At 68.8% G+C, this 21,550-nt stretch carries 17 protein-coding genes, 2 rRNA genes and 1 pseudogene; 17 read left to right on the top strand and 3 right to left on the bottom strand.

All coding sequences use genetic code 11. The features are described from left to right. Positions 1-229: 229 nt before the first annotated feature. From OG730_RS18450 to OG730_RS18395, 12 genes and pseudogenes are all read left to right on the top strand, one after another. Positions 230-3,353 (top strand): 23S ribosomal RNA (locus OG730_RS18450). 74 nt (positions 3,354-3,427) lie between these two features. Next, positions 3,428-3,545, top strand: a 5S ribosomal RNA gene (gene rrf / locus OG730_RS18445). 66 nt (positions 3,546-3,611) lie between these two features. Then, positions 3,612-3,845, top strand: a pseudogene (locus tag OG730_RS18440) (nucleotidyltransferase domain-containing protein); the annotation flags it as partial. Positions 3,846-4,403: 558 nt separating this feature from the next. Further along, positions 4,404-4,772 carry a VOC family protein gene (locus OG730_RS18435; protein WP_327309323.1) on the top strand — a complete coding sequence of 123 codons (369 nt, stop codon included), beginning with the start codon at positions 4,404-4,406 and terminating at the stop codon, positions 4,770-4,772. A 101-nt stretch (positions 4,773-4,873) separates the two neighbouring features. Further along, positions 4,874-5,575: an HAD family hydrolase gene (locus OG730_RS18430; protein WP_327305255.1), complete on the top strand. Its 702-nt coding sequence runs from the start codon at positions 4,874-4,876 to the stop codon at positions 5,573-5,575. Positions 5,576-5,704: 129 nt separating this feature from the next. Continuing rightward, the gene (locus OG730_RS18425) at positions 5,705-6,934 is read left to right on the top strand and encodes an MFS transporter (protein ID WP_327305254.1); all 1,230 of its coding nucleotides are present in this window, start codon (positions 5,705-5,707) and stop codon (positions 6,932-6,934) included. Continuing rightward, positions 6,906-8,057: an acetoin utilization protein AcuC gene (locus OG730_RS18420; protein WP_327309322.1), complete on the top strand. Its 1,152-nt coding sequence runs from the start codon at positions 6,906-6,908 to the stop codon at positions 8,055-8,057. The genes OG730_RS18425 and OG730_RS18420 overlap by 29 nt, the downstream gene beginning before the upstream one ends. A gap of 214 nt (positions 8,058-8,271) precedes the next feature. Beyond that, a complete protein-coding gene (locus OG730_RS18415; RefSeq protein WP_327305253.1) occupies positions 8,272-9,102 on the top strand; it encodes a phosphatase in 831 nt (276 codons plus the stop codon). 114 nt (positions 9,103-9,216) lie between these two features. Then, a complete protein-coding gene (locus tag OG730_RS18410) occupies positions 9,217-9,426 on the top strand; it encodes a helix-turn-helix domain-containing protein (protein WP_162688852.1) in 210 nt (69 codons plus the stop codon). A gap of 142 nt (positions 9,427-9,568) precedes the next feature. Continuing rightward, complete coding sequence (locus OG730_RS18405; protein ID WP_003948845.1) at positions 9,569-9,667, top strand: 30S ribosomal protein bS22; 99 nt, start codon at positions 9,569-9,571, stop codon at positions 9,665-9,667. A gap of 101 nt (positions 9,668-9,768) precedes the next feature. After that, positions 9,769-10,824, top strand: coding sequence for an NAD-dependent epimerase/dehydratase family protein (locus tag OG730_RS18400; protein ID WP_327305252.1), 1,056 nt, complete (start codon positions 9,769-9,771; stop codon positions 10,822-10,824). Beyond that, a complete protein-coding gene (locus tag OG730_RS18395) occupies positions 10,824-11,831 on the top strand; it encodes a lysophospholipid acyltransferase family protein (protein WP_327305251.1) in 1,008 nt (335 codons plus the stop codon). The genes OG730_RS18400 and OG730_RS18395 overlap by 1 nt, the downstream gene beginning before the upstream one ends. Before the next feature lie 111 nt (positions 11,832-11,942). Here the strand turns inward: OG730_RS18395 and OG730_RS18390 are convergent, their stop codons facing one another. The 3 genes from OG730_RS18390 to OG730_RS18380 all read right to left on the bottom strand — a co-directional run bounded on the left by OG730_RS18390 (position 11,943) and on the right by OG730_RS18380 (position 15,643). Beyond that, entirely contained in the window at positions 11,943-13,160 is a 1,218-nt protein-coding gene (locus tag OG730_RS18390) for a DUF5667 domain-containing protein (protein ID WP_327305250.1), read from the bottom strand. Between the two features lie 304 nt (positions 13,161-13,464). After that, positions 13,465-14,283: an ECF subfamily RNA polymerase sigma factor, BldN family gene (locus tag OG730_RS18385; protein ID WP_266880342.1), complete on the bottom strand. Its 819-nt coding sequence runs from the start codon at positions 14,281-14,283 to the stop codon at positions 13,465-13,467. A 361-nt stretch (positions 14,284-14,644) separates the two neighbouring features. Beyond that, on the bottom strand, positions 14,645-15,643 hold the full coding sequence (locus OG730_RS18380) for an HAD family hydrolase (RefSeq protein WP_327305249.1): 999 nt from the start codon (positions 15,641-15,643) through the stop codon (positions 14,645-14,647). A 115-nt stretch (positions 15,644-15,758) separates the two neighbouring features. Here OG730_RS18380 and OG730_RS18375 point away from each other — a divergent pair, with 115 nt between their 5' ends. The 5 genes from OG730_RS18375 to OG730_RS18355 all read left to right on the top strand — a co-directional run bounded on the left by OG730_RS18375 (position 15,759) and on the right by OG730_RS18355 (position 21,545). Beyond that, positions 15,759-16,037 (top strand): glutaredoxin family protein, encoded by a 279-nt coding sequence (locus OG730_RS18375; RefSeq protein ID WP_327305248.1) that lies wholly within the window; start codon positions 15,759-15,761, stop codon positions 16,035-16,037. A 273-nt stretch (positions 16,038-16,310) separates the two neighbouring features. Then, a complete protein-coding gene (locus tag OG730_RS18370; protein WP_327305247.1) occupies positions 16,311-17,135 on the top strand; it encodes a redox-sensing transcriptional repressor Rex in 825 nt (274 codons plus the stop codon). Next, positions 17,132-18,916 carry a glutamyl-tRNA reductase gene (locus tag OG730_RS18365; protein ID WP_327305246.1) on the top strand — a complete coding sequence of 595 codons (1,785 nt, stop codon included), beginning with the start codon at positions 17,132-17,134 and terminating at the stop codon, positions 18,914-18,916. Before OG730_RS18370 ends, OG730_RS18365 begins: the two co-directional genes overlap by 4 nt. Next, entirely contained in the window at positions 18,913-19,881 is a 969-nt protein-coding gene (gene hemC, locus OG730_RS18360; RefSeq protein WP_327305245.1) for a hydroxymethylbilane synthase, read from the top strand. The genes OG730_RS18365 and hemC overlap by 4 nt, the downstream gene beginning before the upstream one ends. Continuing rightward, positions 19,878-21,545 carry a bifunctional uroporphyrinogen-III C-methyltransferase/uroporphyrinogen-III synthase gene (locus OG730_RS18355; RefSeq protein ID WP_327305244.1) on the top strand — a complete coding sequence of 556 codons (1,668 nt, stop codon included), beginning with the start codon at positions 19,878-19,880 and terminating at the stop codon, positions 21,543-21,545. Before hemC ends, OG730_RS18355 begins: the two co-directional genes overlap by 4 nt. Positions 21,546-21,550 lie beyond the last annotated feature (5 nt).

Below are 21,550 nucleotides of genomic sequence, written 5' to 3'. Positions count from 1 at the left end.
GGAACGTTGATTAGTTGGCACGGTTTCCAAAACCTTCTGTGAGTACTGCTTCGGCGTGGAAAACGGTTTGAGTGGCGGGGATCGTGCTTGGCACGTTGTTGGGTATCTGAGGGTACGGCCGAAAGGTCTTATCTTCGTGATGCCGGCCCCAGTGAACTTCGTCTCCGGACGAGGGTGATGGGTGACTGGTCGTTGCTTGAGAACTACACAGTGGACGCGAGCATCTGTAGGCCAAGTTTTTAAGGGCGCACGGTGGATGCCTTGGCACCAGGAACCGATGAAGGACGTGAGAGGCCGCGATAGGCCCCGGGGAGCTGCCAACTGAGCTTTGATCCGGGGGTGTCCGAATGGGGAAACCCGGCAGTCGTCATGGGCTGTCACCCATGCCTGAACACATAGGGCATGTGGAGGGAACGCGGGGAAGTGAAACATCTCAGTACCCGCAGGAAGAGAAAACAACCGTGATTCCGGGAGTAGTGGCGAGCGAAACCGGATGAGGCCAAACCGTATGCGTGTGATACCCGGCAGGGGTTGCGCATGCGGGGTTGTGGGAATTCTTTTGATCGGTCTGCCGGCCGGTCGGCGAGTCAGAAACCGTTGATGTAGTCGAAGGACATGCGAAAGGTCCGGCGTAGAGGGTAAGACCCCCGTAGACGAAACATTAACGGCTTGCTTAAGAATCTCCCAAGTAGCACGGGGCCCGAGAAATCCCGTGTGAATCTGGCGGGACCACCCGCTAAGCCTAAATATTCCCTGGTGACCGATAGCGGATAGTACCGTGAGGGAATGGTGAAAAGTACCGCGGGAGCGGAGTGAAATAGTACCTGAAACCGTGTGCCTACAAGCCGTGGGAGCGTCGCCGTTATTCTTCGGAATAACGGTCGTGACTGCGTGCCTTTTGAAGAATGAGCCTGCGAGTTAGCGGTGTGTAGCGAGGTTAACCCGTGTGGGGAAGCCGTAGCGAAAGCGAGTCCGAATAGGGCGATTGAGTTGCACGCTCTAGACCCGAAGCGGAGTGATCTAGCCATGGGCAGGTTGAAGCGGAGGTAAGACTTCGTGGAGGACCGAACCCACCAGGGTTGAAAACCTGGGGGATGACCTGTGGTTAGGGGTGAAAGGCCAATCAAACTCCGTGATAGCTGGTTCTCCCCGAAATGCATTTAGGTGCAGCGTCACGTGTTTCTTGCCGGAGGTAGAGCACTGGATAGGCGATGGGCCCTACCGGGTTACTGACCTTAGCCAAACTCCGAATGCCGGTAAGTGAGAGCGTGGCAGTGAGACTGTGGGGGATAAGCTCCATGGTCGAGAGGGAAACAGCCCAGAGCATCGACTAAGGCCCCTAAGCGTACGCTAAGTGGGAAAGGATGTGGAGTCGCAGAGACAACCAGGAGGTTGGCTTAGAAGCAGCCACCCTTGAAAGAGTGCGTAATAGCTCACTGGTCAAGTGATTCCGCGCCGACAATGTAGCGGGGCTCAAGCGTACCGCCGAAGTCGTGTCATTGCAGCAATAGGGCCAACGCCCGCTGTGATGGGTAGGGGAGCGTCGTGTGCCGGGTGAAGCAGCAGCGGAAGCTAGTTGTGGACGGTTCACGAGTGAGAATGCAGGCATGAGTAGCGATACACACGTGAGAAACGTGTGCGCCGATTGACTAAGGGTTCCTGGGTCAAGCTGATCTGCCCAGGGTAAGTCGGGACCTAAGGCGAGGCCGACAGGCGTAGTCGATGGACAACCGGTTGATATTCCGGTACCCGCTTTGAAACGCCCAATATCGAATCAGGCGATGCTAAGCCCGTGAAGCCGTTCCGGACCCTTCGGGGAAAGGAAAGTGGTGGAGCCGGTGACCCAGACTTGTAGTAGGTAAGCGATGGGGTGACGCAGGAAGGTAGTCCAGCCCGGGCGGTGGTAGTCCCGGGGTAAGGGTGTAGGCCGAGGGGTAGGCAAATCCGTCCCTCATATAAGGCTGAGACCTGATGCCGAGCCGATTGTGGTGAAGTGGATGATCCTATGCTGTCGAGAAAAGCCTCTAGCGAGTTTCATGGCGGCCCGTACCCTAAACCGACTCAGGTGGTCAGGTAGAGAATACCGAGGCGTTCGGGTGAACTATGGTTAAGGAACTCGGCAAAATGCCCCCGTAACTTCGGGAGAAGGGGGGCCATCACTGGTGATCGGATTTACTCCGTGAGCTGGGGGTGGCCGCAGAGACCAGCGAGAAGCGACTGTTTACTAAAAACACAGGTCCGTGCGAAGCCGTAAGGCGATGTATACGGACTGACGCCTGCCCGGTGCTGGAACGTTAAGGGGACCGGTTAGTCACATTTCGGTGTGGCGAAGCTGAGAACTTAAGCGCCAGTAAACGGCGGTGGTAACTATAACCATCCTAAGGTAGCGAAATTCCTTGTCGGGTAAGTTCCGACCTGCACGAATGGCGTAACGACTTCTCGACTGTCTCAACCATAGGCCCGGTGAAATTGCACTACGAGTAAAGATGCTCGTTTCGCGCAGCAGGACGGAAAGACCCCGGGACCTTTACTATAGTTTGATATTGGTGTTCGGTTCGGCTTGTGTAGGATAGGTGGGAGACTTTGAAGCGGCCACGCCAGTGGTTGTGGAGTCGTCGTTGAAATACCACTCTGGTCGTGCTGGATGTCTAACCTCGGTCCGTGATCCGGATCAGGGACAGTGTCTGATGGGTAGTTTAACTGGGGCGGTTGCCTCCCAAAAAGTAACGGAGGCGCCCAAAGGTTCCCTCAGCCTGGTTGGCAATCAGGTGTTGAGTGTAAGTGCACAAGGGAGCTTGACTGTGAGACCGACGGGTCGAGCAGGGACGAAAGTCGGGACTAGTGATCCGGCGGTGGCTTGTGGAAGCGCCGTCGCTCAACGGATAAAAGGTACCCCGGGGATAACAGGCTGATCTTCCCCAAGAGTCCATATCGACGGGATGGTTTGGCACCTCGATGTCGGCTCGTCGCATCCTGGGGCTGGAGTCGGTCCCAAGGGTTGGGCTGTTCGCCCATTAAAGCGGTACGCGAGCTGGGTTTAGAACGTCGTGAGACAGTTCGGTCCCTATCCGCTGTGCGCGTAGGAATATTGAGAAGGGCTGTCCCTAGTACGAGAGGACCGGGACGGACGAACCTCTGGTGTGCCAGTTGTCCTGCCAAGGGCATGGCTGGTTGGCTACGTTCGGGAGGGATAACCGCTGAAAGCATCTAAGCGGGAAGCCTGCTTCAAGATGAGTATTCCCACCTCCTTGAGAGGGTAAGGCTCCCAGTAGACGACTGGGTTGATAGGCCAGATGTGGAAGCCCGGTAACGGGTGGAGCTGACTGGTACTAATAGGCCGAGGGCTTGTCCTCAGTTGCTCGCGTCCACTGTGTTAGTTCTGAAGTAACGAACTGTGTTCATATCCGGTTGGTTAACTTCATAGTGTTTCGGTGGTCATAGCGTTAGGGAAACGCCCGGTTTACATTCCGAACCCGGAAGCTAAGCCTTTCAGCGCCGATGGTACTGCAGGGGGGACCCTGTGGGAGAGTAGGACGCCGCCGAACAATTATTGTAGAGAGCCCCGTACCAGGGAACTGGTACGGGGCTTTTCTGCGTTTACGGGCCAATTAATGTGTGGTCTCGGGTTCGGGGCCCGTGAAAACCTGTCCCGCATGAATGACGTGGACGACCCGATCGAACAGGCGCGACGCCTCGCGCACGACCGCTTTCCCGACGCGCTCGCCGTGATCCTCGCCGGATCCACGGCCGCGGGGCGGGCCACGGCCAGCAGTGATCTGGACATCGCCGTGCTCATCGAGGACGGCGGCGAGACCCACCGGGAGACGGTCCGCTTCGAGGGGCGGGTCGTGGAGCTCTTCGTCCACACGCGCACCGGGCTCGCGGAGCTGTTCGCGATGGACCTGGCCTCCCGCCGGCCCGTGCTCCAGGCGATGTACGCCTCCGGCATCGTCCTGGTCGACAGGGACGGGGAAGCCGGCCGGGTCCGGGCCCTGGCCGAAGCGGACCTGCGCCGGGGGCCGGTGGCGCTGGACGCCGACACCGTGGAGACCAAGCGGTACGGGCTCACCGACGCGCTGGACGACCTGGGCGACGCGAGCGATCCGGTGGAACGCGTGGTCATCGCCGGGTCGGTGCTGGCCGGCGCCGCCGAGCTGCTGCTCGACCACCACCGGGCCTGGAGGGGCGGGGAGGGGAAGTGGCTGCCGCGGCGGCTGCTGGAGGCGGACCCCGAGCTGGGGGCCGCTCTGCTCGCCGGGCACCTGGAGGCCTGTACGGCCGGGGACCCGACGGCCCTGGCCGCCGCGGCGTACCGCGTCCTCGAGCTGGTGGGCGGACCCCTCCGCGAGGGGTACCGGAGGGTCTGGCGGGGAGCCGCCCATCCGGCGGGCGAGGTCTCGGTCCTGCAGAACGTGGCGATCGACTGTGCGGACGCCTACGAGCTCGCCCGGTTCTGGAGCGTGGTGACCGGCCGTCCCCTGGACCCCGAGTACGGGCCGGGGGACCGGGAGACGCAGGTGGTGATGGCGGAAGGGCCGGTGCTGTACTTCAACCAGGTGCCCGAGCCGAAGACCGTGAAGAACCGGATCCACCTGTGCCTGCGCCCCGGGACCTCGCGGGACCGGGAGGTGGACCGGCTACTGGCCCTGGGCGCCGGCTTCCTGGCGGATCACCGCAACCCCGACGGTTCGGGCTGGGCGGTCCTCACCGATCCCGAGGGCAACGAGTTCTGTGTCCTGCGAAGCGAGTCCGACCGGGCGGGCGGCCGGTGAGGATCCGCCGTGAGGATCTGCCGACAGGATCTTTGGATGTCCTGCGGATGCCCGGCATGGGGTCCGGATGGATTTGCCCTGACGGCTCGTAGGGTTGTCGCATGGGCTACGACCTCGTCATCTTCGACAACGACGGCGTGCTGGTGGACAGTGAGCCGCTCGCCAACAGCATCCTCGCCGGGTACCTGACCGAGCTGGGGCACCCGACCTCGTACGAGGAATCGCTCCGCGACTACATGGGTGCCGCGGTCCACCGGATCCACGACCTGGTGCGGGAGCGGACCGGGCAGGCGCTGCCGGCCGACTTCGACAGCACGCTGCACGCCCGCACCTTCGCGGCCTTCGAGCGGGAGCTCAAGCCCGTGCCCGGGGTCGAGGGGGTGCTGGCGGCTCTGGTCGAGAGCGGGACCGCGTACTGCCTCGCGTCCTCCGGGAGCCACGAGCGGATCCGCGTCGGGCACCGGGCGGCCGGGCTCGACGAGTGGTTCGAGGAGGAGTGGATCTTCAGCTCGGAGGATGTGGGGAAGGGCAAGCCCGCCCCCGATCTCTTCCTGCACGCCGCCGACCAGATGGGCGTGGCCCCGGCCCGGTGTGTGGTCGTCGAGGACAGCCCCCTGGGTGTCCAGGCCGCGCTGGCCGCGGGGATGGACGTGCTCGGGTACACCGCGATGGTGCCCGCGGACCGGCTGCCCGGCGCCACGGCCTACTTCGGCGACATGAACCAGCTGGCCGGGCTGCTCGGCCTGGAGGTCGACACCACCGGGTCCGGGTACACGGGGTACGGCGGCGGGTTCTCGCACTGAGGTGATCGCGCTGAGGTCATCGGGCTGCGGCGATCGCACTGACCTGATCGGGCTGCGGCGATCGCGCTGACCCAATCGATATGTGATCGCTCTACCCACCGGTAGGTCCGGCGCCTACGCTGAGCCGCCATGACAGCAGACGTGCGGCTGCGCCGCGGGCGCGGGGCGTTGGGATTCAGTTTCTTCGTGCAGGGCGTGGCCTTCGCGCTCCTCGTGACGCGGATCCCCGCCATTCAGGACCGGTACGGGATATCCGACGCGCTGCTGCCCGTCTTCCTGGCCGCCGTGCCGATCCTCGCCGGTGTGTCCAGCGTGGCCACCGAGCACCTGGTGAAGCGGGTCGCGCCCAGCACCGTACTGCGGTGGGCGCAGCCGCTCGTGCTGCTCGCCCTGCTGGGGGTCGGCGCCGGCAGCCAGATGTGGCACGTGGCGCTGGCGCTCGGGGCGTTCGGGCTGTTCGTGGGGGCGCTCGACGCCTCCATGAACATGCTCGGAGTGAGCCTGCAGGGCGCGTACGGGCGCAGCATCATGCTCGGCTTCCACGCCTCGTACAGCCTCGGGGGGATCCTGGGCGCTTCCGCCGCGTGGGCGGGGGCGCACTGGCACCTCTCGCTGTTCAGTTCCTATCTGCCCGCCGTGGTGGTGCTGCTGCCGCTCGCGCTGTTCGCCAGCCGGTTCTACGTGGACCAGGACGGCAAGGCCGCCGGGGCCGACGCGGCCAAGGGGCTCGGGCCGGGCGGGTTCAAGCTGCTGCTGCCGCTGTGCCTGGTGATGGCGTGTGCGTACATCGGGGACTCGACGGTCTCGAACTGGAGCGCCAAGTACCTCCAGGACGTGCTCGGCAGCTCCGAGCAGGCCGCCACCGTTCCGTACAACGTCTACATGGTGACCACCCTGCTCGGGCGGGCCGTCGGGGACCTCGGGGTGCGGCGCTTCGGGGCCGTGGCCGTCGTACGCATCGGGACGGTCGTCGCGGCGGGCGGGTTCGCCGTGGTCGCGGCGGCGCCCGGGCCGGCGGTGGGGATGCTCGGCTTCACCCTGCTGGGGTTCGGGCTGTGCGTGATCGTGCCGCAGACCTTCGCGGCGGCGGGCCGGCTCTTCCCGGACTCCTCCGACACCGCCATCGCGCGGCTCAACATCTTCAACTACGTCGGATTCCTCATCGGGGCGCCGCTCGTGGGAGGGATCGGGGACGCCTGGAGCTACCGGGGGGCGATGCTCGTGCCGATGGTGCTGGTCCTCGTCACTCTTTTCTATGCCCGCTCGTTCGCCGCGGAACCCGCCCGATACGGTGTCCGGCATGAGCGGCGAACCGGTGACCGGGCTGTTGATGTGGGACGAGGCGGTAACGAAGTATGACTTCGGGCCGGGCCATCCGATGGACCCGGTGCGCCTGGAGCTGACCATGGGCCTGGTACGGGCCTTCGGGCTCGACCGTGAGCTGGAGGTACGGGCGGGCCGGGCGGCCGGGGAGTCGACGCTGCGGCTGGTCCACCGCGAGGACTACGTCGCCGCGGTGCGCGAGGTGTCCGCCGACCCCGGGGTCGCGGACGGCTCGTACGGGCTGGGGACGGTGGACGACCCGGCGTTCCACGGGATGCACGAGGCGTCCGCGCTGATCGCCGGGCAGTCGGTGGCGGCGGCCGAGGCGCTCTGGCGCGGGGAGGCCGCGCACGCCGTGAACTTCGCCGGCGGGCTGCACCACGCGATGCCCGGCGGGGCCGCGGGGTTCTGCGTGTACAACGACGCGGCGCTGGCGATCGCGCGGCTGCTGGAACTCGGGGCCGAGCGGGTCGCCTACGTGGATGTGGACGTGCACCACGGGGACGGGGTCCAGGCGGCGTTCTGGGACGACCCGCGGGTGCTGACCATCTCCATGCACGAGCATCCTCGGACGCTGTTCCCGCAGACGGGTTGGCCCGAGGAGACGGGCGGGCCGGCGGCGGAGGGGTCGGCGGTGAACATCGCGCTGCCCGCCGGGACCGGGGACGAGGGGTGGCTGCGGGCCTTCCACGCGGTGGTGCCGGAGCTGTTGGAGGACTTCCGGCCTCAGGTGCTGGTGACTCAGCACGGGGCGGATACGCACTTCGAGGACCCCTTGGCCCATCTGGCGGTGTCGCTGGATGCGCAGCGGGCGGTGATGGAGGCGTGCGAGGGGCTGGCGCACGCTTGGGTGGAGGGCGGGCGGTGGCTCGCCCTTGGTGGGGGTGGGTACGCCGTGGTCGATGTGGTGCCGCGGTCCTGGACGCATCTGGTGGCGATTGCCGGGCACCGGCCGATTCCGCCGGAGACGGCTGTGCCGGGGTCTTGGCGGGATGCGGTGTATGCGCGGACCCGTGAGGTGGCGCCGGGGCGGATGACCGACGGGCGGGTGCCGGTCTTTCGGGAGTGGGATGCCGGGTACGACCCCGCGGATCGCATCGACCAGGCCGTACTGGCCACCCGGCGGGCGGTGTTCCCGCTGCGCGGGCTGCTGGCCTAGGCGGCGTGGGTGCGGGCCCTGCGGGGCTGTCCCCTACCCGCCCTTCCACCGTTCCCCGGGCGCTGCCCGGACCCGCAAAGATCCTGGGGCTCCGCCCCAGACCCCGGTCCTCAAACGCCGGACGGCTGAAAAGACCACGGACTGGTTGGGCCAACGGGTGGGGGATTGGCCGGAACTGGCGAGCCGGCAGGGTTCTTGCGGGAGCATCGGGAGGGTGTTGAGTACCGGCGCGTTGCGTGCGCATCTGCTGGCCGCCCGGCTTGCCGGGCCCGTGGCCACCTCGCGGGAGGAAAGCCTGCGCAGTTACCGGCTGTTCGCGGCGCGGGATCCGCGGGTGCTGCTGGGGCTGGAGCCCACGTGGGGGTGGGGCGAGGGGGATCTGCTGCGGCTGATGGCACAGAAGTGCGGGGTCTCGGCGGATCCCGCGCACGTCAGGGGGCCGGACGTGATCGATCCGGAGCTGACGGTGGCGGGGCTGGATGCCTTCGCGGAGAGGCTGCGGGCGGCCGCGGACGTGCGGGCCCCGGTGTTGTTCGGGACCGGTCACCCGCACCGGCTCCTGGGGTTCTACGCCACCTTGGCCACTGCCCTGTCGGCGGCGGGATGTGATGTCCTCACTCCGGCGCGGGGGGCACCTGTCGACATGCAGACCCGGTTCGGCGTACGCACGCACCGCATCGATTACGTACGAGGGGTCGCACTGGTGCGGGAAGAGGGCGTGCGGCCCGACGGGAGTGACACCGGCGCGCACTCCCATTCGCCGCTGCCGGTTCGGATCGCGCTCGGGGCGCTGGCGGAGGCCGGCGGGCCGTTGCCGGAGCTCGTGGTGGGGGACCACGGGTGGGTCTGCGGCGCAGGTCAGCTCGGTGTGGAGGCGATCGGGCTGGCCGACACCGATGATCCCGCGCTGTTCGTGGGGGAGGCCGAGGGCCAGGTGTCGGTGGCGGTTCCGCTTGATGACGCGGTGCGCGCGGACTACTACCGACCGCTCACTCGCTATGTACTCAATCGGGCGAGTCTGTCGCTTCGTCAGGAGTGGACGTAGCTCCTCTTCCCCACTCGTATCACACGCCCCTACTCTGGTGAGTGAGCGTGCGACGACGGGGCGTAACCGGAGGGGAAGCCGGTGCCCGTCATGCGCGGAAGGTCAAGGTGTGTCATGGCTGCTGGCGAGAGGCCTCTCAGTGAGGTTCAGTTCCTGACCGTGGCGGAGGTCGCCTCGGTGATGCGAGTGTCGAAGATGACCGTGTACCGCTTGGTGCACAACGGACATCTGCCCGCAATCCGGGTGGGCCGGTCCTTCCGGGTCCCCGAAAATGCGGTCCACGAGTACCTCCGCGAGTCCTTTGTGGGGGTGGAATCGGCCTGAGGGCAAGGGCCGGGAGCCCGTGGTTACCCCTCGGGGGCACTCGGATTACAAGCTCAGAGCTCGGGCGGGTAGGCTAGGCCGACGTAGGTCGTGTGGGCCCCGACGCCCCGCACCGAATGAAGAGAAGTGAGCGAGGGTAGTCGTGGGCTCTGTTATCAAGAAGCGGCGCAAGCGGATGGCTAAGAAGAAGCACCGCAAGCTGCTCAAGCGCACCCGCGTCCAGCGCCGTAACAAGAAGTAAACGGCAGCTGTACGTGTTCTCCGCAGCCCCCCCACCATTCTGGTGGGGGGGCTGCGGTGCAGCCGGAGACGGTTGTTCCGATCTAGGGAGGCGCTGAGCTCGTGGGGAAGGTCGTGCTGGTCACCGGGGCTGCCCGGCAGCTGGGGGGCCGCTTCGTGCGGCGGATCCAGCGGGATCCCGAGGTCGAGCGGGTGATCGCGGTCGACGCGGTGACCCCGCCGCACCGGCTCGGCTCGGCCGAGTTCGTCCGTGCGGACATCAGGCAGTCGGGCATCGCCCGCGTGCTGGCGGAGAACGCCGTCGACACGGTGGTCCATCTCGCGGTCACCGGGGGAGCGGCGACGGGCGCGGGCTCCGTCTCGTACGGCACCGTCAAGGAAACCAACGTCATCGGGACGATGCAGCTCCTGGGAGCCTGCCAGAAGTCCCCGACGGTACGGCGGCTCGTGGTGAAGTCCAGTACCAGTGTGTACGGGGGCACCTCGCGGGATCCGGCCGTCTTCACCGAGACCACGCAGCCCAAGTCGCTGCCCACCGCCGGCTTCGCCAAGGACGCCACCGAGGTCGAGGGGTACGTACGGGGCTTCGCGCGCAGGCGGCCCGACGTCGCGGTGTGCGTGCTGCGGTTCGCGAACATCCTGGGGCCCTTCGCCGACTCGGCGCTCGCCGAGTACTTCTCGATGCCGGTGATCCCGACCGTGCTCGGCTACGACCCGCGGCTGCAGTTCGTGCACGAGGACGACGTACTGGACGTGCTGCGCCTCGCCTCGCAGACCAGCGGGCCCGGCGGGCTCAGCGGGACCTTCAACATCGCCGGCGACGGGGTGCTGCTGCTGTCGCAGTGCGCCCGGCGGCTGGGACGGCCGACGGTGCCGCTCCTGCTGCCCGCGGTGACCTGGGTGGGCGCGGCGCTGCGGGCGGTCGGGGCGACGGAGTTCTCGCCCGAGCAGATAAGGCTCCTCACGCACGGTCGGGTCGTGGAGACCACGCGGATGCGGGAAGGGCTGGGATTCGAGCCGATGTATACGACCGCCGAGACCTTCGCCGACTTCACACGGAGCCGGAGCGGCGGGCTGCTCCCTCCGGAGCGGGTCGCGCGGGCCGTGGACCGGGTGGCCGGGATGCTGGACGTGGACATGGATGGAGCGAAGCGATAGTGGCGGACGCCAAGGTCATTCCGTTCGGCGAGGACCGGCCGCGTCGGCGGTCCTCGCCCGCCCGGCGGGTACGGGTCGCGCCGGAGGCGCCGCTCGCGGCCGCCGCGCAGCCGGTGGAGTTGGTGGAGCCGGCGGTGGAGGCCGTACCGGAGCCGGCCGAGCCGGGGGAGGGCTGGGACCGGCGGATCGCCGGTGGGCTGGCGTTCCTGCGGCGGCGGATCACCGGGGAGTACGAGGTCGACGACTTCGGCTACGACAAGGAGCTGACGGACCAGGTCCTGATGTCCCTGATGCGGCCGCTGTACGACAAGTACTTCCGGGTCGAGGTCAAGGGCATCGAGAACATCCCGAAGGAGGGCGGCGCGCTGATCGTGGCGAACCACTCCGGGACCTTGCCCCTGGACGGCCTGATGCTCCAGGTCGCCGTGCACGACCAGCACCCGGCGCAGCGGCACCTGCGGCTGCTGGCGGCGGACCTGGTGTTCATGCTGCCCGTGGTGAACGAGCTCGCGCGCAAGGCCGGGCACACGCTGGCCTGCGCGGAGGACGCGCAGCGGCTGCTGGAGGCCGGGGAGCTGGTGGGCGTGATGCCCGAGGGCTTCAAGGGGATAGGGAAGCCGTTCGGGGACCGGTACAAGCTCCAGCGGTTCGGGCGGGGCGGGTTCGTCTCGACCGCGCTGCGCGCGGGGACGCCGATCGTGCCCTGCTCGATCGTGGGGGCCGAGGAGATCTACCCGATGATCGGGAACTCGAAGACGCTGGCGAGGCTGCTGGGGATCCCGTACTTCCCGATCACGCCGACGTTCCCGCTGCTGGGGCCGCTGGGGGCGGTGCCGCTGCCGACGAAGTGGACGATCCAGTTCGGGGAGCCGATCCCGACGGACGGGTACGCGGCGGAGGCCGCCGAGGACCCGATGCTGATGTTCAACCTGACGGATCAGGTGCGGGAGCAGATCCAGCACACGCTGTACAAGCTGCTGGTGCAGCGGAGGTCCGTCTTCTTCTGACGGGCAGGGTTGCTGACCGGCACGGTTTTTGACGCACCGAAGCGCCGGCGGGGCTGGATTTCCCAGACCCGCCGGCGGTTCGGCATGTGGTGCCGGTGGCGGCGACCGGTACTAGTCGGCGTCCTCCGCCTTGATGCCCAGGCCTGGGAGCAGACCGGGGAGGAGGGGCGGGAGGGTGATGTCCGGGTGGGCGGGCGGCGGGGTGCCGTCCGGCTCGGACGGGGTGGACTGGCCCTGGCCCGTGGGCGGGTCCAGGAGGTTGCCCGTGCCGCCCAGGAGACCGCGCCCGTCCGACGGCGGGGCCTTCGGGGAACCCGAGGTCTGCCCCGCAGGTGGACTGGGGGCCGCGGACGGGGTGCCCGGAGAGGGCGCCGTCTGCTGCTTGCCCGCCGGGGCGCTCGGCCTGGTGGACGGACCGGAGCCGCGGGTCTGTTCCGGAGGCTTCGGGAGCAGGCTCTGGAGCGGCGCGACCTCTTGGTCTATGGCCTGGAAGACCGACTCCACCTCACCGCCGACGTCGGTGAGCTGCGCCGGGAGGTTGCCCCGGAGCTTGGCCCACGCGTCCCGGTGCGAACGGGAGAAGGAGGACAGCGCCTGGATGGGGCCGAGCGAGCCGTCCCGCTCGTACGCGGCCTGGAGCAGCCGGTGGCCCTCCGACGCGTCGTGCTTCATGCCCGCGAGGGCTCGGCGGATCTCGCCGAGGGACTCGTGGTCGAGCGCGCCGAGACGGCCGCGCTCCATGAGCCGGCGGGCTTCCGACAGGCGGCTGGAGGCCTGGTCGAGATAGAGCTCGCCCCGGTCCGAATCGCCGTCGGCCATCCCGAGCCGGATGTCCTCCATGCCCCGCTTCACGGGGTACAGATGGTCACCCGGCAGGGCGTCCGTGCTGGCAGCGGCCACTCCGCTGAAGGCCCCCGCGGCCACACCTACGGTGAGACCGCCTGCCGCAATGCCCTTGGACCAGCGGGAGCGGGGCCGCAATTTCCGGAGCGAGGTCGCCCGGTGGGCGCCGCGGCCGGTCCGCTGTTCGGGCACTTGAGGGTCGGCGGCCACACCGCCCCCGGCCCTCTCTTCCATCACCTTGGCTTCCATGGCGGCAATGAGCTGGGCTCGTTGCACCACTTTGACCTCGGGGTCCAGCACCGGGCGCGGCATTCTTTCGCCGAGCACGCTCGCCAGGGCCAACAACCGGTCGTGGTCGGCAGGTTCGGCAGGTGCCTCGGACTGCTCGGCCGCCGGGTCCGGTTCCGAAAGGTCGGACGGGGTCCGCTCCTCCAGGGCCTGGGCGAAGGCGTTCGCCCGCCGGTGCGGAGTCACGTTCGCGATCACTGGCGGCACCTCCTCTCGTCATGACGATCGACTCCCCAAGGTGTCCGGAAGGTTGCCTTCCTTGAGCACATCCACACTTTCGAGTGAGCGGCTTCAAGCAGGGCTTGTCCAAAGGGAGCCTGCATTCCCCACAACGAGCGGCGCGGCACTTGGGTTACGGACGAAGGATGATCGGACCACAGCGACGTCGGATTCGTCACTGCCGTCCCCGCCGTCCCAGTCGTCGAGGACGGCGGGGACGTCGGTGGAGTCGGTGTCATCAAGGTCATCAGGGAGGGGTACCGGAATGTGAGAGGAGGTGGCGTCAGCGGGCGTCGTCGGGGAGCAGGCGGGCCAGCGTGCGGACCGCCCGGTACTGGAGGGTCTTGATGGCACCCTCGTTCTTCCCCATCACCCTGGCCGTCTCGGCGACCGAGAGGCCCTGCAGGAAGCGCAGGGTCACGCACTCCTGCTGCTGCGGATTGAGTTTCCGTACGGCTTCCAGCAGGGCCGCGTTGGAGAGGGACTCCAGGACGGAGTCCTCGGGGGACCGTTCCACCTCGTTGGCGTCGAGCATTTCGCCTGTGGTGACCTCCAGGCGGAAGCGGCTCGACTTGAAGTGGTCGGCGACCAGGTTGCGGGCGATCGTCACGAGCCAGGCGCCGAAGTCGCGGCCCTGCCAGGTGAAGGTGGAGATGCGGCGCAGCGCACGCAGGAAGGTCTCGCTGGTGAGATCCTCCGCGGTCGCCTTGCCGCCGACGCGGTAGTAGATGTAGCGGTAGACGGTGTCGCTGTACTGGTCGTACAGGCGCCCGAAGGCATCGGCTTCGCCGGCCTGGGCGCGTTCGACCAGGTCCATCATGCGGGCCTGGTCGCTGTCCGCGGTGGGGCGGCGGGCGGCCGGCGCGGTGGTCCCGGAGGCTGCGCCCCCGGCGGACGAGCCGCCGGCGCGACCGCGTCTGCCCACCGTTGCCCCGCCGTCGGTCAGGGCGTAGCAAGGACCGGCCGGGCCGAGTCCGGCGGGGACCGCGGTGGCGAATGCGGGGGCGGTGTACGCGGTGGGGACGAAGCCGCGCAGCTGGTCGAGGACCGTTGCGCGCAGCGTAGCCAGGCCCGAGGCGTCAACCCCGACAGGTGGGTACACGGGACTCCCAGAGGCAGAGCTTCCATCACGTGCAGTGCGGGACCGTTCACCCGTCGTAGCGACAGATGGCGGTGGCATGCGTTTGAGGAGAATAACGCTTCGTACAGGCAGCGCTACACCCAGTTGCTCAAATCACCGGTTACGACACTTCTGTTGCGTGTCGAGGGCATATTCAGGCACGGATGGTGATCGATTCTTGATCGGTTGGGTGCGCGGAATGCCTGCTTCCACGGTGGCTCGCGACCGAGTGGGGCATGACGGAGTGCCGCACCGGGGGCGCGGGTAGAGGTGAGCGAATGTCCCGGGCGGGGGAGCGTGCCGGGCGTGGTGGGGCTGGAGGCCGGGCAGGGCCCCGTAGCCGCTACTTGCGGCGGCGGTGCAGGGCGATCGCGGCGGCCGTGCCGCCCGCGATCGCGCCGACGCCCGCGGCGGCCGGGACGCCGATCTTCACGGCCTTGCGGCCGGTCCGATAGTCGCGCAGGCGCCAGTCGTTGGAGCGGGCATGCTTGCGCAGTTTTGTGTCGGGATTGATCGCGTACGGATGTCCGACCAGCGACAGCATCGGAATGTCGTTGTGCGAATCGCTGTACGCCGCGCAGCGCGCGAGGTCGAGCCCCTCGGCGGCGGCCAGGGCGCGGACCGCCTCGGCCTTGGCGGGCCCGTGCAGCGGCTCGCCGACCAGCCGCCCGGTGTAGACGCCGTCCACGGACTCGGCGACGGTGCCGAGGGCTCCGGTCAGGCCGAGCCGGCGGGCGATGATCGTGGCGGTCTCGACGGGGGCGGCCGTGACGAGCCAGACCTTCTGGCCGGCGTCGAGGTGGGCCTGGGCCAGGGCGCGGGTGCCCGGCCAGATCCGGGTCGCCATGTACTCGTCGTAGATCTCCTCGCCGATGGACATCAGCTCGGAGACCTTGTGTCCCTTGACGATGGACAGCGCGCTGTCGCGGGCGTCCTGCATGTGCTCGGGGTCCTCGACCCCGGCCAGCCGGAACCAGGCCTGCTGCCAGGCGAAGCGGGCGAGTTCGCGGCGGCGGAAGAACTCCCGCTTGTAGAGGCCGCGGCCGAAGTGGAAGATCGCGGCGCCCTGCATGACGGTGTTGTCGAGGTCGAAGAAGGCGGCGGCCAGGTCGTCGCCGGCGACGGGGAACTCCGGCTCTTCGGGCTCTTCGGGCTCCTGTGGCCCGGCGGCGGTCTCCGGCTCCGTGTAGGCGAGGGTGTCCGCCTCAAGGGAGTCCGCGCCGTCGAAGTCCTCGTCGGCCAGAGCGGTCTTGCGGGCGGCCTCGGCCGAGGCCTCGCCTGCCAGCACGCTCCGCGCGGTGGCGGAGCGCCTACGGGGGGTGAGCCATCCCAGAGCGGCCATGACGCGAGCATAGCCACTGTGTTCGGGACTTCCCGAACCGATGGGAGTCAGGGGCGTGAACTCTTCGCCGCGACGGACCGGGCCGGTCGCGGCGGCGGCGCGGGAGAATGGGCGCATGAGTCCTTTGCTGCGCCGTGCCCAGAAGAAGCGTCCGGAGGAGCGGTTGGTCACGCTCATCGGGAAGCCGGGGTGCCATCTCTGTGATGACGCCCAGGAAGTGGTCGAGAAGGTCTGCGCCGAGACGGGTGCACAGTGGGAGAAGAAGGACATTTCTCAGGACGAGGAGTTGTACCGACTGCACTGGGAGCAGATTCCTGTCGTCCTGGTGGACGGTGAACAGCACACCTTCTGGAGAGTGAACCCTGACCGGCTCCGACGGGCATTGCAGGCTTGAGCCGTCGGACGGTTACCATCGTGGGCGATTTATGGGGTCTCGGGGGCGTATTGGTGAGGAGCGTGTACCGTTTTGCCCCCTTCGGGAATTGAACGGGTTCGGCGTGTCGTCGGTTCCCGGTCCATATGCCCAAGGCGCGTGACCCCGGTCACTTTGCTCGGACAAAGCGGACACAATCTTTGTGCACGCGTTCACAAAGACATAGCCTGCATTCGACGGGGTGGTCCTGGGACAAGTGGCCACCTGCAGCCCCGCTCATCCCGCAGGAGCATCGTGGCAACTGGCCGAACTCACCGACCGGCGACCCGCAGCCGAGGTATTCCCGAGGCCACTGTCGCCCGGCTTCCGCTGTACTTGCGTGCCCTCACCGCGCTCTCCGAGCGATCGGTGCCCACGGTGTCCTCCGAGGAGCTGGCCGCGGCCGCCGGAGTCAACTCCGCGAAGCTCCGCAAGGACTTCTCCTACCTCGGTTCCTACGGGACCCGCGGCGTCGGGTACGACGTGGAGTACCTCGTCTACCAGATCTCCCGCGAGCTCGGGCTGACCCAGGACTGGCCGGTCGTCATCGTCGGCATCGGTAACCTCGGCGCCGCGCTGGCCAACTACGGCGGCTTCGCGTCCCGCGGTTTCCGCGTGGCCGCGCTCATCGACGCCGACCCGGCCATGGCCGGCAAGCCGGTGGCGGGGATGCCCGTGCAGCACACCGATGAGCTGGAGAAGATCATCGAGGAGAACGGCGTCTCGATCGGGGTCATCGCGACCCCGGCGGGGGCCGCCCAGCAGGTCAGCGAGCGGCTCATCGCCGCCGGAGTGACCTCCATCCTGAACTTCGCGCCCACCGTGCTCTCCGTGCCCGAGGGCGTCGACGTGCGCAAGGTCGATCTGTCGATCGAGCTGCAGATCCTGGCCTTCCACGAGCAGCGCAAGGCCGGCGAGGAAGCCGCCGCCCAGGCCGCCGCCGGCGGTCCCGCCGCGGGCTCGGGCACCGGCACCGGTGCGGCTCCGGCCGCCGCCGTCGTGCCGCCCGCCGGCCGGGCCGCCGCCGTCGCGCGCAAGGGCGGCCCCGACGGGGACGTTCCGGCGGTGATGCCGGCATGAGTCTGCTCGTCGTTGGGCTGAGCCATCGCAGCGCGCCCGTGAGCGTGCTGGAGCGCGCCTCGCTGGCCGCCGATGCCAAGGTCAAGCTGCTGCACGACACGCTCGCCGCGGAGCCGGCGGCGGAGGCGGCGGTGCTCGCCACCTGCAACCGCATCGAGCTGTACGCGGACGTGGACAAGTTCCACGCGGGCGTGGCCGAGCTGTCGACGCTGCTGGCGCAGCACAGCGGTGTCGCGCTGGAGGAACTCACTCCTTATCTCTACGTGCACTACGAGGACCGGGCCGTCCACCATCTGTTCTCGGTGGCCTGCGGGCTGGACTCGATGGTCGTCGGTGAGGGGCAGATCCTCGGGCAGATCAAGGACGCGCTGGCGCTGGGGCAGGAGCTCCACACGGCGGGTCGGTTGATCAACGATCTTTTCCAGCAGGCGCTGCGGGTCGGCAAGCGGGCGCACTCCGAGACCGGGATCGACCGGGCGGGGCAGTCGCTGGTGACCTTCGGGCTGGAGCAGCTCGCCGTGCGGGTGCCGGTGGAGGAGTGGGCCGCGGGCAAGCGGGCGCTCGTCATCGGGGCCGGGTCGATGTCTTCGCTGGCCGCGGCGACGCTGGCGCGGGTGGGTGTGGGCGAGATCGTGATCGCCAACCGGACCGCCGAGCGGGCGGAGCGGTTGGCCGAGATTCTGGTTGCCTCGGGCACCGGGGTTACGGCTTCCGCCGTGCCGATGTCCGCGGTTGCGGGTGAGCTGGCTCGGGTTGATGTCGTCGTGTCCTGTACGGGTGCCACTGGCTTGGTGCTGACCGGGGATGAGGTGGCCCTGGCCGTGGAGGGGCGCCCTGCGGGGCCGTCCCCTACCCGCCCTTCCACCGTTCCCCGGGGCTCCGCCCCGGACCCCTTCGCGGGTGCGGCGCCGTTGCCGGGGGCCGGCCCCCGGACCCCCGCGCCTCAAACGCCGGCGGGGCTGGATTTGGCTGCGTCCGTTGACGCCGACCTCGTTGCGCGGCTTGCCGTGCTTGCGGGGGAGGGGCGGCGGATCGCCGATGGCGGGGCCGTGCGGAGCAAGGTGGTCGTCGAGGAGCGGGACGGGTGTCCCGTCGGGCTCGAGGCTCTTGCTTCCGATCCCGGGCGTACCGCCGACGGGCGGGCCGCGCTCGCCGGGGTGGACGCCGGGTCGCTGGAGCTGCACGGGACCTGGGCCGACCAGGGCGAGGCCGCCGCGCAGCGGCAGCAGCCGCGCAAGGGCGTACGGGACCAGGCGGACGCGCAGCCCGTACGGCTCGCGCTGCTGGACTTGGCCATGCCGCGCGACATCGACGCCGCCGTGCACCGGATCCCGGGAGTCAGGCTCGTCGACATCGAGTCGCTCGCCGAGACGAGCGCGGACGCGCCCATGGCCGCCGACGTCGACGCCGTACGCGCGATAGTGGCCGCGGAAGTGGCCGCCTTCGGGGCCGCCCAGCGGGCCGCGCACATCACGCCGACCGTGGTCGCCCTGCGCGCCATGGCCGCGGAGGTCGTCGCCATGGAAGTGGCACGGCTCGACGGGCGCGTGCCCGATCTCGACGAGCGGCAGCGGGCTGAAGTGACTCAGACCGTGCGGCGCGTCGTCGACAAGCTCCTCCACGCGCCGACCGTGCGCGTCAAGCAGCTCGCGAGCGAGCCCGGCGGCGCCGGGTACGCCGAGGCGCTGCGCGAACTCTTCGATCTCGACCCGCAGACGGTGGCCTCCGTCAGCCGGGCCGACGAGGCTGACAAGAACCACGACTCAGGACGGGCATCATGAATCCACGTCTCGACCAGCCGCTGAGGCTCGGCACGCGGCGCAGCAAGCTGGCCATGTCCCAGTCCGGGCATGTCGCCGAGGCGGTACGGGCGATCACCGGCCGGCCCGTCGAGCTCGTGGAGATCACGACCTACGGTGACGTGTCCCGCGAGAGCCTCTCCCAGATCGGCGGCACCGGCGTCTTCGTCACCGCCCTGCGCGAGGCCCTCGTACGCGGGGACGTCGACTTCGCCGTGCACTCGCTGAAGGACCTGCCGACCACGCAGCCCGACGACCTCGTCATCGCGGCCATGCCGCAGCGCGAGGACCCGCGCGACGCGCTCGTCGCCCGGGACGGTCTGACCTTCGAGCAGCTGCCCGACGGTGCGCGGATCGGTACCGGTTCGCCGCGCCGCAGGTCGCAGCTGCACGCGTACGCCCGCTCGCTGGGGAAGGTCATCGAGACCGTCGCCATCCGCGGGAACGTCGACACCCGGATCGGGTTCGTGCGGGACGGTGAGCTCGACGCGGTCGTGCTGGCCGCCGCCGGGCTCAACCGGATCGGCCGCGGCGACGAGGCCACCGACCTGATCTCCGTGGACAACATGCTGCCGGCCCCGGGCCAGGGTGCCCTGGCCGTGGAGTGTCTGGCGTCCGACACGGACCTGATTTCCGCGCTCGCCGAGCTCGACGACCCGTACACCCGGGCCGCCGTGACCGCCGAACGCGCCCTGCTCGGCGCCCTGGAGGCCGGCTGCAGTGCCCCCGTGGGCGCGCTCGCCGACCTGTTGGCCGACGGGCAGATTGTCAATGAGATGCGCCTGCGTGGAGTCGTGGGAACCCTCGACGGTTCCACGCTGGTGCAGCTGTCCACCACCGGTCCCGTGCCCCAGTCGTACGACGAGGCCATGGCGCTCGGCCGCGAACTCGCGGACGAGATGCTGGCCAAGGGCGCGGCCGGTCTGATGGGGGAGCGGTCGCTTTGAACCCCACAAGCCCAACCACCTCCGCGTTTCCGTCCGTCGCCGTCCAGGGGCACGTCACCTTCCTCGGTGCCGGCCCGGGCGACCCGGGACTGCTGACGCTTCGCGCCGTGGAGGCCCTGGCCGCCGCGGACGTACTGATCGCGGAGCCCGAGGTGCTCGAGGTCGTACGTACGCATGCGCGCGCGGGGGTGGACACGCCACAGCTGACGATTGCTGACGAGAAGTCAGCAGCCGCCGGAGTCCCGGTCATCCGAGATGCCGCCAATCTTGTCATGGAGGCCGCGCGCTCCGGCAGGCGGGTCGTCCGTGCCGTCACCGGTGACCCCGGGCTCGACGGGAACGCCGCCGAGGAGATGCTCGCCTGCGCCACCGGCGGCATCCCCTTCGAGGTCGTCCCCGGCGTCGCGACCGCCGTCGGCGTGCCCGCGTACGCCGGTGTCCCGCTGGCCGGCAAGCAGGGTGCGGACGTGCGGTTCGTGAACGCGCGGACCGCCTCCACCCGCTGCTGGAGCGAGGTGGGCGCCAGCGACGGCATCCTCGTCGTCTCCGCGACGCTGGAGACCGTCTCGGCGGCGGCGGCCGAGCTGATCGGTGCCGGGCGCAAGCCCGACACCCCGCTCACCGTGACCGTGGCCGGTACGACGACCCGCCAGCGGACGTGGAGCGCGACCCTCGGGACCATCGCGCAGGTGTTCAAGCAGGGCAAGATCCTCCCCTCGCCCGAGGGCGCGCGCTCCGTCATAGCCGTGGTCGGGGAGCATGGCGCCGTCGCGCGCCGCGAGGAACTGTCCTGGTTCGAGTCGAAGCCGCTGTTCGGCTGGCGCGTGCTCGTGCCGCGCACCAAGGAGCAGGCAGCCTCGCTCTCCGACCAGCTCCGTTCGTACGGCGCGGTGCCCCACGAGGTGCCGACCATCGCCGTGGAGCCGCCGCGCACCCCGCAGCAGATGGAGCGGGCCGTCAAGGGCCTGGTCACCGGCCGCTACGAGTGGATCGCCTTCACCTCGGTGAACGCGGTCAAGGCCGTCCGCGAGAAGTTCGAGGAGTACGGGCTCGACGCCCGTGCCTTCGCCGGCATCAAGGTCGCCGCCGTCGGCGAGCAGACCGCCGCCGCGCTGGTGGAGTTCGGTGTCAAGCCCGACCTCGTGCCCAGCGGCGAGCAGTCCGCGGCGGGTCTGCTGGAGGACTGGCCGCCGTACGACCCGGTCTTCGACCCGATCGACCGCGTCTTCCTGCCGCGCGCCGACATCGCCACCGAGACCCTGGTGGCCGGGCTGATCGAGCTCGGGTGGGAGGTCGACGACGTCACCGCCTACCGGACCGTGCGCGCCTCGCCGCCGCCGCAGGACACCCGCGAGGCGATTAAGGGCGGCGGTTTCGACGCCGTGCTCTTCACGTCGTCCTCCACCGTGCGCAACCTCGTCGGCATCGCCGGCAAGCCGCACAACGTCACCGTGATCGCGTGCATCGGCCCGGCCACGGCCAAGACGGCCGAGGAGCACGGGCTCCGGGTCGACGTGCTGTCGCCGGAGCCGAGCGTGGGCAAGCTGGCGGAGGCCCTGGCGGAGTACGGGGCCGCGCGCCGCGAGGCCGCGAAGGAGGCCGGGGAGAACGTGTACCGGCCGAGCGAGCGGCGGCCGGGGGCGCGCAGGCGCCGTACGACCTGATGGCC

It is taken from the genome of Streptomyces sp. NBC_01298 (genome assembly GCF_035978755.1).
GTDB lineage: Bacteria > Actinomycetota > Actinomycetes > Streptomycetales > Streptomycetaceae > Streptomyces.
This window is presented reverse-complemented; position numbering and strand designations above follow the sequence as displayed.

Bases quoted from the DNA above. Each gene is read 5' to 3' on its own strand.
- OG730_RS18430 (WP_327305255.1), top strand. From the start codon at position 4,874: ATGGGCTACGACCTCGTCATCTTCGACAACGACGGCGTGCTGGTGGAC.
- OG730_RS18425 (WP_327305254.1), top strand. From the start codon at position 5,705: ATGACAGCAGACGTGCGGCTGCGCCGCGGGCGCGGGGCGTTGGGATTC.
- OG730_RS18420 (WP_327309322.1), top strand. From the start codon at position 6,906: ATGTGGGACGAGGCGGTAACGAAGTATGACTTCGGGCCGGGCCATCCG.
- OG730_RS18410 (WP_162688852.1), top strand. From the start codon at position 9,217: ATGGCTGCTGGCGAGAGGCCTCTCAGTGAGGTTCAGTTCCTGACCGTG.
- OG730_RS18380 (WP_327305249.1), bottom strand. From the start codon at position 15,643: ATGGCCGCTCTGGGATGGCTCACCCCCCGTAGGCGCTCCGCCACCGCG.
- OG730_RS18375 (WP_327305248.1), top strand. From the start codon at position 15,759: ATGAGTCCTTTGCTGCGCCGTGCCCAGAAGAAGCGTCCGGAGGAGCGG.
- OG730_RS18365 (WP_327305246.1), top strand. From the start codon at position 17,132: ATGAGTCTGCTCGTCGTTGGGCTGAGCCATCGCAGCGCGCCCGTGAGC.
- hemC (WP_327305245.1), top strand. From the start codon at position 18,913: ATGAATCCACGTCTCGACCAGCCGCTGAGGCTCGGCACGCGGCGCAGC.